Source organism: Selenomonas sp. FC4001 (genome assembly GCF_000701565.1).
GTDB lineage: Bacteria > Bacillota > Negativicutes > Selenomonadales > Selenomonadaceae > Selenomonas_A > Selenomonas_A ruminantium_B.
Map to the genome: position 1 here is coordinate 271642 of NZ_JNJF01000004.1, position 13604 is coordinate 285245.

A 13604-nucleotide genomic window follows, 5' to 3' on the forward strand; every position below is an offset into this window, starting at 1 on the left:
TTTTATTTCGCCTGCTTGGCCTGCAGGGCGGCAATCTTACGCCGCAATTCGATTTCATTTAGGGCCATGAGAAACTCAATGCCATAAATGATAAAGCTGACAATAAACTTAAACCACACGAACAGGGCAAAGAGCCCAAAGAGGGAGCCATAGGCAATGCCCATGCTTGGAATGAGGGTCATGAACCAGCCGTAAATCCCCGTAACCGCCAGCCACAAGCAAGTGACCAGCAGAGCCGTGATTAATGCCTGCCGGAAGGGCGGCGTGTAGGAGTGGGGGGCAAAGATATAGAAGAAGGTCAGCCACACCACGAGCACCACAAACGGCAGGAAAACCCGCAGGAAATTCCATAGCCAGAGGAAAAAGGCGGGGAAGTGACTGCTTTCATTCAGATAATACACCAGTGAATTGCCAAAAACAGGCAGCCCCAAAGAAAGGAAAATCACCACCATGAGGCCAAAGGTAAAGATAATGCCCTTGGCATACACCAGAACATTGTGGCGGTTATCCCGCGCTATGTTTTCCGTCTGCGCATAATCCAGACTGTCCGTAGCCCGGGTCAGAATCACCAGCCCCTGCACAAAACTGTACAGGGAGAAAAGCCCCGTCACCCACATCCACAGGGAACTGCGGCTGGCCATAATGCGGGTAATGTCGCTCATCAACGGCCCCGCCATCCGCTCCGGCAGATAATGCGCTGCCACACCGTAAATGGCATCCACCTGCGCCGCCATGACAAACAGCATCAGATTGACCGTAAACACCAGAAAGGGCAGAAAGCCCAACAGGAAATAATACGTCGTTCCCGAAGCCATATCAAACCAGCTGGCAATGCGATGGTAATCCGTAAAGCGCTGATAGAAGAAGTAAAGCGTCTCCCAAAGAGGCGTAAGCCGCTTTAACAGGCTCTGCACCAATTTATCCATAACTCTTTCTCCTTGCCGATATCCATCATTTCCTATAAGTATTCGTCCTTCACCGCGCATTTTCCTATTTACACCCAAGGGAATATCCTGTATATTAAGAGCGGGATAAGTTTTAATCAATGAAAAGATGGAGAGGAAGAGTGAGCGCTTGATATCACTTAACAATGTTCACCATGCCATGCAGGCCTACCATGGGCCCATTAAGCAGCCGTCCTACAAAGAGGACGAGATTGAAGGCCTGAAGGCTCAGAAAAGCAAATTCGAGAACCAGATTACCGATTTGCAGGGCGATAACAACGAAGACAGCCAGACAAAGCTGGGCAGCGTGCAAAATGACCTGGCCAGCGTCGAGGACAAACTGGAGGATTTGAACCCAATTTCTACAGTAAAACCCTCTGAACCGGCTCCGCCGCCCAAAGAAGTTCCCAGCGACGAGGAAATGAACCGCCGCTTTGGCGCCGCCTATTCGGTGGAACTGAGCCATATCAAAACCTCCCGCATGGCAGAGGAATAATAAACTATAGGGAGTGTGGTTTCTCATGATAGATGGAAAGCAAAAAGCATTAGCACTGACGGCCCACATCGGCTATCTGTTCTTCGGTGTTGGCTATGTACTGGTGCCGCTGGGATTGTATTTGATTTACGATAAGCATGACGATTTTATCGCCGGACACGCCAAGCAGGCATTACTGGCCCAGGCAATCTTCGGTGTGATTAGTGCCATAGTCGCAGTGCTTACCATGCTGCTGGTCGGAGTGCTCCTCTGGCCGATAGTATTCCTGCTCGGCATCGTATGGTTCTGCTGCTCCATAATTGCCTGCTTCAAGGTGATTAACGAAAAGGAATACCACTATCCCTTGCTTGGGAAATTTTAACACGTTGTACAAAATAAAAATACCTGACAAGTCAATTGATTTGTTAGGTATTTTTATTTTGCAACTATATTTGGTTGCTAAAAATCATCAGAAATGATATACTTCATGTAAGGAGATAATATTTCATGGGAAAGAAAGATAAACTATTAGCACGCTTAAAGTCCAAGCCAAAAGATTTCACATTTGCAGAAACAGAAGCTTTGCTGGAATACTTAGGTTATGTACGAAATGACAAGGGAAGAACTAGCGGTTCACGTATTGCATTCAAAAATCCACAACATCGAACAATCATGCTGCACAAACCGCATCCACGCAAAGAGTTGTTAGAATATCAGGTAAAAGAATTGATTTCTACATTAAAAGAGGAGGGCTTACTGTGAATAATACTATGCGCTATAAGGGGTATGTGGGTTCTGTTGAGTTCTCAGAAAATGATGCTGTTTTTTATGGCAAGGTATTGGGCATACGCTCCTTAATCTCTTACGAAGGTGCAAATGCAACTGAACTAATTGCTGATTTTCACGGGGCAGTTGATGATTATTTAGCAATGTGCAAGGAAGATGGCATAGCACCTGAAACAGCGTATAAAGGCAGTTTTAATGTCCGCATCACACCGCAACTTCATGAAAAACTGGCTATTTGTGCTCAAAATCAGGGAATTAGTCTTAATAAACTAATAGAAAAAGCATTACAGGCTTACCAGCCAATAAATGCTGTCTCTTAATGATTTACGATAAGCATGACGATTTTATCGCCGGACACGCCAAGCAGGCATTGCTGGCCCAAGCAATCTTCGACGTAATTGGTGCCATAGTCGCAGTGCTTACCACCCTGCTAATCGGAGTGCTCCTCTAGCCGATAGTGTTCCTGCTCGGCATCGTATGGTTCTGCTGCTCCATAATCGCCTGCTTTAAGGTGATTAACGAAAAAGAATACCAGTATCCCTTATTGTGGCAATAACTAAGTAATATCTATATAAAAGCTTGGATAAAAATGTTGGAGGTATTCGCATGGATATACACATGGACGCTACATTAGGATTGAACTACCATAGCCCCCAGCAACAAGCACGAGTCATAACAGAAGTATGGGCGGCTGAAAATATGTACTGTGTCATGTGTGGCGAACCACACTTAGAACATTTGCAAAATAATAAGCCAGTAGCGGATTTATTTTGCCCAAACTGTCAAAATACGTTTGAGCTAAAAAGTCATAATGGTCATTATGGTTCCGTAATTGCCGATGGAGCCTATGAAACGATGATGGCCAGATTGATGGATGACAATAATCCGCATCTGTTTGTCATGGAATATCGACGGCCTGAGTATATAGTGGAAAATCTTTGGGTTATTCCCAGTTACTTTTTTACCACAGAAATTATTATCAAAAGAAAGCCTTTGCCCCCAACCGCTCGCCGTGCAGGCTGGACGGGCTGTAATATTGCTTGGAAGAATATTCCCACGCAAGGCAAAATTCCCGTCATTTTTCAGCAAGAAATCCTTGACCCTAACTTAGTACGTGAAAAGGTGTCCGCTACTACGGCATTGGCTACATCCAAAATTCAGACTAGAGGTTGGTTAATGGATGTGCTCTATTGTTTGGAGAAAATGGGCAAGGAATATTTTACACTTAGGGATGTATATGGATTTACGGATTATTTACAGGAACGGCATAAGGAAAACCACAATATCCAACCTAAAATCCGTCAGCAGTTGCAATTCTTACGAGATAAAGGTTTCGTAGAGTTTTTAAGCAGAGGTGAATATCGGCTAAAGAATATAGGATTAACCGCTTAGAGGTGTAAAAATTGAAATTTAACTTAACAATTCAAGAGATATATGAGAAAAAAGTGACGGTAGAAGCAGAAAATTGGCATGAAGCCTTAATGAAAACTATAAAGAAACATGATAAAGGTGAATTTATAATTGAAAATGATGATTTAAGGGAATGTAATGTCGATATTGAAGGTTGGCCTTATCAAATTTTTGATAAGTGGACGATTGAAGATGTAGAAAAATATGTTAATGACAATACTCGTTGGTCTGAACTAAATTTAACAGAAAGTGAAATGCGTCAAGCATTATATGTAATGAGTAAAGACAATGAAGCAAAGGGATTTAGCAAGGAAAAATTGGACAAAAGTTTAGCGATTGTGGTAAACAATAGGTAAGCCCCTAAATGTGTATGACAAAATCAACCATATTTATCTATAGTCACTCTGGTACAGAATTATGAGCAAGATACGAAAAATAAGGCCAATAAAAAAAACGGCCTCACAGAATCGCCTCTAAGGCCTGTGAAATGATTTTTGCATATCAAGTATCGTGTAAAGAGAAACAAAGGCTTAAATGGCCTGTTATTGCCTAAATGGTAATAACAGGCCATTTTTGACATGTCAACGTCCTAAAATCATGTCAGTCAATTTTCGGCGCCAATTTCTCCGTATGCCGGTTGGTCATTCGCTCGTGCACATGAGCATATCTGGCGGTCATCTTGGGGTCGGAATGGCGAAGCTGTTCCTGAACCAGACGGATGTCTTTGGTTTCGCTATAGAGGTTAGTGCCGCAGCTATGGCGGAGGATGTGGCAGGAATAGCCGGGATGTTTGAGATCGCAGCCGCGGAGGATGCGGTTCATGATGTCGCGGATGCCGTTGCGGCTGATGCGGCTGTAGTTGTGGCGATGGTCGGAAACAATGGTGGGGGTGAGGGTGCCATCTTTGGTGGGGCGGGGACGGGCTGCCAAGTAGCGTTCCAGAACGGTGAAGGTGGCATTGCAGGGGTAAACCATTCCCCCATGGCCTTTACCGCGAACGTTGATGGAGCGGTATTCCCAGTTGATATCTTCATCGCAGAGGCGGTGGACTTCGACGTTGCGGAAACCTTCCACGCCCATAAGGTAAATCATCAGCGTATCACGGTAACGAATGAACTCGTTGTCCTCATTAATGTGTTTGACATAGTCACACATTTTTTGAATCTGTTCGGATGAGTAAAAACGGAATTGTTCGTCCCAGCTGATTTTTTTCTCGGATTTGATATCGTCGCAGGGATTGGCCTTGATGAGGTCCATTTTACAGGCCGTATGGAAAAAGGCCCGGACAGCAGCCAGTTTGATGGCAATGGTATTTTCGGAATAGTTCTGGCTAAAGAGGTATTCCATATAGACGCGCATCTGGTAGTCCTGGATATCCAAGGGATGCCGCTGATTGGCAAAGCACCATTTGATAAAGGCATTGATATGGATGCAGTAATCCCGCATGGTATCCTGAGTCGGTCGGCCGCTGGCAATATAACGTGGCAGGAACTGCCAGTAGTAAGCCACAAAAAAATCCGGCGTGATGGCGGTCATGTCCAAATTATTTTTAACGGTCAGATTCGTTTCCTTAAAATCTTTGGGGATTGTCAGTTTATTATCAGCCATAAATACTCCTCTCCAGTTATCCACATCCAACTGTGTGTAATTTCCATTAACCACAGTTGGATAGATTTTAGAAAAGGTAGAGGGATTTTCCCCTACCTTCTCCTTATTTTGACATGTCAGATTTGACTTGTCAAATTTTTATTTTACAGCAAAACTTTGTGGCTGACATTTACGCGGCCCTTGTCGTCAATCTCAACGACTTTGACTTCGAGCTGGTCGCCAACCTGCACAACATCTTCCACATTTTCAACGCGGCGTTTCGCCAGCTGGGAGATATGGCACAGACCTTCTTTGCCAGGCAGCAGTTCTACAAAAGCGCCGAACTTCATCAAGCGCGTAACCTTACCGGTATAAACTTCGCCGACTTCAACTTCACGCACGATGTCTTCAATCATCTGGCGGGCTTTCTTCATGCCCTCTGCATCTGCGGAGAAAATGAAAATGTTGCCGTCTTCATGAATGTCAATCTGTACGCCCGTTGCATCGATGATGCCCTTAACCACTTTGCCGCCCGTACCGATAACGTCGCGAATCTTATCGACCTTGATGGTGATGGTTTCCACGCGCGGTGCATACGGAGACAGGTCATCGTTCGGCTTAGCAATGCAAGCCAGCATCTTGTCCAGGATGAACGCACGGCCGCGTTTTGCCTGCTGCAGTGCCGAGGACAGAATGTTACGGTCAATGCCGTCCACTTTGATATCCATCTGAATAGCCGTTACGCCTTTTTCCGTACCAGCTACCTTGAAGTCCATGTCGCCCAGAGCATCTTCCATGCCCTGAATATCGGTCAGGATGGTATAAGCATCCCCTTCTTTTACCAGACCCATAGCCACGCCGGAAACCGGACGCTTGATGGGAACACCGGCCTGCATCAGGGACAGCGTGCTGCCGCAAACGGAACCCATGGAGCTGGAGCCATTGGATTCAAGAATTTCCGAAACGAGACGAATCGTATACGGGAATTCATCCGTGGAAGGAATTACCGGCACCAGAGCGCGTTCTGCCAGAGCGCCATGACCGATTTCGCGGCGGCCCGGGCTGCGGATGGGTTTTGCTTCGCCGACGGAATAGCCGGGAAAGTTATAATGATGGATATAATGTTTCGTGGTTTCGGGGCCAAGGCCGTCGATAATCTGCTCGTCGCTCATGGGGCCAAGGGTCGTAACCGTCATAACCTGCGTCTGGCCACGGGTAAAGAGTCCAGAACCATGTGCACGCGGCAGAAGTCCTACTTCACAGCTTACCGGACGCACTTCTTCGAGGCCACGGCCATCCGGACGAATCTTTTCATGGGTAATCATATGGCGCACGATTTCTTTTTCCAAATCATGCAGTGCCATAGCGATTTCCTTGTCCATTTCCGGGTAATCTACGAGGAAATGTTCCATGGTATCGGCATTGATTTCAGCGATATGCGCGTCACGGTCGAGTTTATCCGGGTTACGGGTAGCTTCATCCAGACGGTCTTTGGCATATTCGCGGATACCGGCTTCCAGTTCTTCCGGCACCTTGAACAGCTTGGATTCGCGTTTTTCCTTGCCGCAAGCCTGCTGAATTTCTTCCTGGAACGCTACGATGCGCTGAATTTCCTGATGACCATAGAGGATGGCATCAAGGATAACGTCTTCCGGCAGTTCGTTAGCACCAGCCTCCACCATCATGACGGCATCTTTAGAGCCGGCAACGGTGAGGTTCAGAGTGCTGACTTTGCGCTGTTCTTCCGTGGGGTTGATGACGAATTCATCATTTACACGACCTACGCGCACACCGGCAATCGGACCCATAAAGGGAATATCGGAAATGCAGAGTGCTGCAGAGGCACCAATCATGGCTGCCAGTTCCGGTGCATTGTCCTGCTCTACGGACATAACCGTAGCGACAATCTGCACGTCATTGCGGTAGCCTTTCGGGAACAGCGGACGAATCGGACGGTCAATCAGACGAGCGCAAAGGATGGCGTCACTAGACGGACGACCCTCGCGCTTGATGAAACCGCCGGGAATCTTGCCTGCAGCATACATCTTTTCTTCATAGTCCACGGTCAGCGGGAAGAAATCCACGCCTTCACGGGGTTCTGCGGATGCAGTAGCCGTAACCAGCACTACCGTATCACCATAACGAACAAAGGCAGCGCCATTGGCCTGTTTTGCCAGCTTGCCGGTTTCAATCGTCAGCTTGCGGCCGCCCAGTTCCATTTCAAAACTTTGCATAATTTTCCTCCTACGTCAAACTCATACTTTGATATAGTTCGACATCTATTGTATTAATCCTGTCACTTTGAGGATAATAGATAAAGAAAAAAGCGGGAAATCTCCCGCTTTTCTAAGAAAATCTCGCTATTAGCCGATCGTAGCGCGGATGCCGAGCTTAGCGATGATGGAACGATAACGCTCGATGTCCTTCTTGTAGAGGTAGCTGAGGAGACGGCGGCGATGACCAACCATCTTCAGCAGGCCACGACGGGAATGATGGTCCTTCTTGTGCTCCTTCAGATGATCCGTGAGGTACTGAATGCGAGCGGTCAGTACAGCAATCTGTACTTCCGGAGAACCCGTGTCACCTTCGTGAACGGCATACTTCTGCATGATTTCCTGTTTTGCTTCCTGAGTCAACATGTGAAAACTCCTCCTATAAAATAAATCTTAATGTCCTACAGCTAAGATGGCGTCGGAGTACTTCGCCGTCCGGGCTGTGGATTGGTGTCAAACACCTTCGTTAGTATAGCATAGGCCGCCCGAGATGTAAAGAAAATTTATTGCCATCCCTTACTTTGGCCAAAACTTCATAAAAACCCGCTCGTCCTGCCGCATTTCCCCGGACAGATGCTGATATTTCACCAGCTGAGTCATGCCCTGCACGACCCGGTAGCCTAGTTTCTTATGCGCCTTCAAAGATGCCAGATTGATGGTCTTGGTGCGGCTCAGTAACCCTTTGACGGGGATTTTCGTGCGCATTTCCTGTTCCATGGAAGAAAAAATCTGCCGGTGACGGTAGGCCTTGCCTACGCCGCCCTCCTCTAAGAACCAGTAATCTTCCACATTCAGCCCATGTTTTGCCGCAATCCGGGCCACTTCTTCATCCTCAGCTAAAGGCACCGCCGCCAAAAAGCCGGCACAGCGGTCAAGCTCACTATCCAGGCAGAGGATGATGCGTCCCTTGTCCGCATACTGGGCAAAAAGCTGCTGCACCTCATCCGCCGTAAAGACTTCCTCATAAGGCGGCTGGGCAAAGCACTCCATATAAATCTCATAGAGTTCAACTTTGGCGAACAACTCCGCCATTTTCTCTCCCGTTTCTACGGTTATCAATTCCAAATTATTCATAGAAAAAACCTCGCGAATCTATACTACATTACATTATTCGCGAGGTTTTGCGTTTTTCCTGTTTATAAATGTTTTTCTGCGTAATCTTTGATAAAGCCGCTGAACTGCGCATCCACATCCGTAAGCTGCTTGCCGATGCTCCAGTTCAAGGTTATCTGCACGGAAAGATTCGGCAAGAGAGGACGGCGGACAAAGATATTCTCCGTGCCCGTAACGAAGTTGGGCAGGATGGAAATGCCCATGCCGTTAGCCACGAGCTGTTTGATGGTCTTTAGCTGGGAAGTACACAGAGTGATATTCGGCACAAAGCCCACCTCATTGCAGCGGCGGCAGACTTCCTTATATTGATAGGTATGGGGCTGCTGCATGATGAATTTTTCTGCAGCGATATCGCCAAAGCCGATTTTTTCCTGTTTCGCCAAAGGATGGGATGGCGGCAGGCAGACGCTCATGCTGTCCTGCATCAAAAGCATTTCATTTTCCGCCGGAGTCCGCACCTCGCCCAAGACAATGCCAAAGTCCAAATCCCCCAGAGCCAGCCGGTTGCGAACCTCGTCCGAATCACTGTATTCCTGCACATCGAGACTGATGTCCGGGAAGGAACTTTGAAACTTGGTAAAGAGGTCCGGAAAGAGATAGGCTTCCACCATAGGCGGCAGGCCAAACTGGATTTTCCCCCGGCTGTCCCCACGATAACGCGCCATATCCTTCTTGGCAGCACTGGCCGCGCTCATGATTTTCTGGGCGTGCAGGAGAAAAGCCTGTCCCTCTGGTGTCAGATTGACCTTCTTCTGACTGCGGTCGATAAGCACCAGGCCCAGTTCGGCTTCCAAAGCCTTGATGGCCTTGGTTACGGAAGGCTGGGACACATGCAGGGTCTCGGCGGTGCGCGTAAAGTTCTTCAAATGACTAATGGTGCAAAAATACTCCAATTGGCGAAATTCCATATTAGGCGCCCCCATACATATATATAATCAGTTCTATGAATTGGCCTGCGCTCTATTTTCTTTGCAGGCTCATGCTCTAACTTACATTATACTATGCTTTTGGGTTATTATCCAGCCTTTTAGCTTAGCGAATGGAGATTTATGCGTGCGTCGTAAAAGGTACTGCCTGCGGCCTTGTCTGTGGTACGGGCAGGAAGCAGGCGGTTGGTGTTACCGCAAGCCGTGTATTCCTGCCACCAGACGCCTTCGCTGACGGCCGTTCCCGGGGCAACTCTAGCGCTTAGTTTCAGGGAAAACTCTGCCGAACCATAGGTATTTTCTGCCATGACCTTATCGCCATCGCGAAGATTTAACCGCGCCGCGTCGGCAGGATTTACCTGCAGTACCATGACGCCGCTGCGGGTAAGTTCTTCGCGTTCGTTAAAGGAGCTGTCCAAAATCCGCGGGTCAGGGGAATTAATCAGGATAAATTCTTCCCCATCGCTTGCGTAGTGGGGAGGGAAATAATCCGGCAAGGCAGGGGTGATTTTGGGATTGAGAATTTCGATTTTCCCCGAGGGGGTCTTAAAGTCCAGCTTGTATTTTTGCGGCAGAGGAAGTTCCACCGGCTCCCCGGCTTCTAATTTTGACAAGTCAACCGGCAGGGGCCAGCAGGTCTTTGTACTCGCCATAATGTGGTTGACTAAGTCTATTTCCCCCTGACAGAAGAAATCATCCGTAATTCCCATGGCCTTGGCCAAGGCCTGGGTTACCTGCCAGTTGGATTTGCTCTCGCCTACCGGCGGGATAATCTGCCGTCCGCGCTGAATCACATACTGGCCATAGGAATAATAGATATCCTCGTGCTCCAAGGATGTGGTGGCCGGCAGGACAATATCGGCAAAGCGTGCGGTATCCGTCATAAAGCGTTCATGGACAACGGTAAATAAATCCTCCCGCATGAGTCCCGCCATAACCTTGTTCTGGTCTGGGGCTGTACAGGCTGGATTGGAGGAATAGACGTAGAGAGCCTTGACCTGGGGCTGCAGATTCTTATCCGTCAGCACCTCGCCGAGCTTAATCATATTGATATGGCGCACCCCAGCCTTCTCCATATCGGGACGGCGAATGATGTCCTTATCAAAGGCATGGCTGCCAGAAGAAGACGTCAGCATGCCGCCTCCCTTTCTGGCATATGTCCCGAGCACCGCCGGCAGACAGGTAATCAGCCTTGAAGTCATGGCGCCGTTGCCATAACGCGACTGACCGCTGCCCAAACGGATAAAGTGGGCCTTGGCATTTGCCAGTTCATGAGCAAATGCTTCTATTATATTTACACCAACACCGGTAATTTCTGCCACAGTTTCCGGTGTATAGCGGGGTAAAACCTCTGTCTGCAGTGCCTGCCAGCCCTGCACGAATTCAGCGATAAAATCTTCATCCGCCAGCTTGTCCCGGGCGATAATATGGAGCAGTCCCAAGGCAAAAGCACCATCCGTCCCCGGTTTTACCCGGATAAACTCATCAGCATATTGGGCGGTTTTTGTTTCATAGGTGTCAATGCAGATAACCTTGGCACCATGCTTGCGGGCAATATCCACATCATGTTTGAAATGAATATCCGTGGCCAGCATGCTGATGCTCCATAAGATAATGAAGTCACTGTGCTGGGCTTCCTGGGGTGCCGTAGGCAGAGTTTTTCCCATCAACGCCCGATAACCGTAGCCCTTGGCCGGTGCGCAGATGGTCCGGTCGAGGCTGGAAGCCCCCAGGGCATAGAACAGGGCATGGCCGGCACTGTACTGAATGGTTCCCATGGTGCCTGCATAGGAATAGGGCAGGATAGCCTCGGCTCCGTCACAAGCGATAATCTCCTGCCAGCGGGCGGCGATTTCCGCGATAGCCTCATCCCAGCTGATGGGCTGGAATTTTCCCTCACCCTTTTTCCCAACCCGCTTCAAGGGCGTAGTCAGTCGTTTAGCCGAATGCACCGTGCGCTCGTAATGGGCCATCTTCGGGCACAGGGTTCCCCGGGTAAAGGGATGTTCCTTATCCCCTTCCACTTTGAGGGCTTTACCTTTGTCCACCGTCACCAAGAGGCCGCAGCAGTCGGGGCAGTCATAGGGGCAGGCTGATTTCTTTATCTCCATAGGAACACGCTCTCCTTTATCTAGTAATGCTCTTATTATACCCTTCACAAGAGAATTTGACCATAACATTTCGCACATAGAAAAAGCGTGACCAGTCAAAATTTGACCAGTCACGCCGAAAAGAATCCATTTTATTCAGCTACTACAGCAGAAGCATTTTCCTTCTTCAAGAGGCCGCTGCCGCAATGACGGGCTACCAGCACTGCCAAAGTCATCAAAGCGATGGCCAGTACCAGCTGCAATCCATCCACCATCAGGGTGAAATCGCCGGTGCCAATCTTGCCCACAATCCCCACTACGCTGATAACCAGCGCGCTCATGGTCACCAGGAACATGAAGGTCATGGGCACATAGAGCATCCAGCCCTTGCGGCCCGTGGATTTCAGGAACAGGGCAAGAGAGATAAGAACCATTGCCGACAGCAGCTGGTTGCCAGCGCCAAAGAGCGGCCAGATATTCATATAACCAGCCAGGCACAGAGCATAAGCCAGCGCCAGCGTCAGAATGGTGGAAACGTATTTGTCCATGAGGAGCTTGGCAAAGCTGCCAGCCTGCTCCCCTTCACCGGGAGCCACCAGTTCCTGAAGGGACATACGGCCGATACGGGCCACGGAGTCAATGGTAGTCATAGCCAGCGCCGAAACGCACATGGTGATCACGCAGGCCGAAACCGCAGCCGGCAGGCCAAACATCTGGAAGAAACCAGCGATAGCCCCGGCAAAAATCTGGAAAGGCGTGCCCTGCGGCAGTGTGCCGTTCGATGCAGCAGCGCAGGCGATAACGAGCGCTACCACACCAAGCAAAGACTCAACGAGCATTGCGCCGTAGCCAACAGGCAGCATATCCTTTTCATTGGCAATGGCCTTGGAAGAAGTTCCCGAAGATACCAGACTATGGAAGCCGGAAACAGCACCACAGGCAATCGTGATAAAGAGAATTGGGAACAAGGACTGACCCTTAACCGTAAAGCCCACAAAGGCCGGCATATTAATAACAGGATTGGCCACAAGAACGCCAACCACACCACCGAACACCATGCCCAACAGCAGGAAGGAACTCAAGTAGTCGCGCGGCTCCATCAAAAGCCACATGGGCAGAACCGAAGCGATAAAGCAATAACCAAAGGTCACATAACGCCAGCCCGTGGCATCAAGATATAGCGGAAACTGCATTCCCACAGCAAACATCGCTACAACCAGAACAACTGCCACCAGGAACTTTACGAGGCCACTGGGCTGTACCTTGCGGATAAATACCCCAAAGCCCATTGCAACGACAATGTAGAGCATGGAAATCGTAGCGGCCTGCGCTCCCGGTACATTGAGGGCACCGCTTTTGGTAAAGCCGTTAAAGGTATTGGCCAGAATATCGGCAAAGGCTGCCAGTACGAGCAACGTGAACAACCAGCAGAACAGCAGGAACAACCGGCGGCCCGTGCGGCCTACATACTGTTCAATCAACATGCCCATGCTCTTGCCCTGATTCTTGACCGAAGCATAAAGCGCCGTGAAATCCTGCACCGCACCGAAGAAGATACCGCCAACCAAGAGCCAGAGCATCGCCGGAGCCCAACCGAACATCGCAGCAATAATCGGCCCGGTCACAGGGCCTGCACCAGTAATGGAGGAAAACTGATGCGCAAACACCGTAAACCGCGAAGCCGGAGCAAAATCCCCGCCATCTTCGAGAGCAACCGCCGGCGTCTTGGCCGCAGGGTCAATGCCCCAGGTCTTTACCAGCCATCGTCCATAGAGAAAATAGGCCGCCACAAACGCCACCATGGCGAACCCCACCAACATTAAACCATTCATACATAAGACCTTCTTTCTCCAAGCAATATAATGTATTATTGCAGTTGGATAATTGTACAATGTGTATACTACCACTTTGTAAAGTATGTGTCAACTTGTAAATTTACACATTTTATAAAAAGGCGTGCATTATTTCATCTTTTATTGCATATCATTACACTGAAATTA

The 13604-nt window shown here is 48.8% G+C and carries 14 protein-coding genes; 6 read left to right on the forward strand and 8 right to left on the reverse strand.

The window, feature by feature from the left end; all coding sequences use genetic code 11:
* Positions 1-2 precede the first annotated feature (2 nt).
* Complete coding sequence (locus tag T320_RS01345) at positions 3-926, reverse strand: YihY/virulence factor BrkB family protein (protein WP_037352197.1); 924 nt, start codon at positions 924-926, stop codon at positions 3-5.
* 127 nt (positions 927-1053) lie between these two features.
* On the opposite strand from T320_RS01345, the gene T320_RS01350 reads away from it, so the two are divergent.
* From T320_RS01350 to T320_RS01375, 6 genes are all read left to right on the forward strand, one after another.
* The gene (locus T320_RS01350) at positions 1054-1440 is read left to right on the forward strand and encodes a hypothetical protein (protein WP_231465820.1); all 387 of its coding nucleotides are present in this window, start codon (positions 1054-1056) and stop codon (positions 1438-1440) included.
* A gap of 25 nt (positions 1441-1465) precedes the next feature.
* A complete protein-coding gene (locus T320_RS01355) occupies positions 1466-1801 on the forward strand; it encodes a DUF4870 domain-containing protein (protein WP_037352204.1) in 336 nt (111 codons plus the stop codon).
* Positions 1802-1926: 125 nt separating this feature from the next.
* Entirely contained in the window at positions 1927-2181 is a 255-nt protein-coding gene (locus T320_RS01360) for a type II toxin-antitoxin system HicA family toxin (RefSeq protein ID WP_037352207.1), read from the forward strand.
* Positions 2178-2525: a type II toxin-antitoxin system HicB family antitoxin gene (locus tag T320_RS01365; protein WP_081824741.1), complete on the forward strand. Its 348-nt coding sequence runs from the start codon at positions 2178-2180 to the stop codon at positions 2523-2525. Before T320_RS01360 ends, T320_RS01365 begins: the two co-directional genes overlap by 4 nt.
* A gap of 286 nt (positions 2526-2811) precedes the next feature.
* Entirely contained in the window at positions 2812-3597 is a 786-nt protein-coding gene (locus T320_RS01370) for a DpnI domain-containing protein (protein ID WP_037352210.1), read from the forward strand.
* Positions 3598-3608: 11 nt separating this feature from the next.
* Positions 3609-3971 carry a DpnD/PcfM family protein gene (locus tag T320_RS01375; protein WP_037352213.1) on the forward strand — a complete coding sequence of 121 codons (363 nt, stop codon included), beginning with the start codon at positions 3609-3611 and terminating at the stop codon, positions 3969-3971.
* Positions 3972-4215: 244 nt separating this feature from the next.
* On the opposite strand, the gene T320_RS01380 is transcribed toward T320_RS01375, so the two are convergent.
* The 7 genes from T320_RS01380 to T320_RS01410 all read right to left on the reverse strand — a co-directional run bounded on the left by T320_RS01380 (position 4216) and on the right by T320_RS01410 (position 13436).
* Positions 4216-5223 (reverse strand): tyrosine-type recombinase/integrase, encoded by a 1008-nt coding sequence (locus tag T320_RS01380; RefSeq protein ID WP_051608528.1) that lies wholly within the window; start codon positions 5221-5223, stop codon positions 4216-4218.
* A gap of 143 nt (positions 5224-5366) precedes the next feature.
* The gene (locus T320_RS01385; protein WP_026760636.1) at positions 5367-7436 is read right to left on the reverse strand and encodes a polyribonucleotide nucleotidyltransferase; all 2070 of its coding nucleotides are present in this window, start codon (positions 7434-7436) and stop codon (positions 5367-5369) included.
* Between the two features lie 129 nt (positions 7437-7565).
* Entirely contained in the window at positions 7566-7841 is a 276-nt protein-coding gene (gene rpsO, locus T320_RS01390) for a 30S ribosomal protein S15 (protein WP_014424698.1), read from the reverse strand.
* A gap of 150 nt (positions 7842-7991) precedes the next feature.
* Positions 7992-8549, reverse strand: coding sequence for a GNAT family N-acetyltransferase (locus tag T320_RS01395; protein ID WP_037352218.1), 558 nt, complete (start codon positions 8547-8549; stop codon positions 7992-7994).
* Between the two features lie 62 nt (positions 8550-8611).
* Positions 8612-9496 carry a LysR family transcriptional regulator gene (locus T320_RS01400; RefSeq protein ID WP_037352221.1) on the reverse strand — a complete coding sequence of 295 codons (885 nt, stop codon included), beginning with the start codon at positions 9494-9496 and terminating at the stop codon, positions 8612-8614.
* Positions 9497-9615: 119 nt separating this feature from the next.
* Entirely contained in the window at positions 9616-11625 is a 2010-nt protein-coding gene (locus tag T320_RS01405; protein ID WP_037352222.1) for a molybdopterin-containing oxidoreductase family protein, read from the reverse strand.
* 131 nt (positions 11626-11756) lie between these two features.
* On the reverse strand, positions 11757-13436 hold the full coding sequence (locus T320_RS01410) for a carbon starvation CstA family protein (protein ID WP_037352225.1): 1680 nt from the start codon (positions 13434-13436) through the stop codon (positions 11757-11759).
* Positions 13437-13604 lie beyond the last annotated feature (168 nt).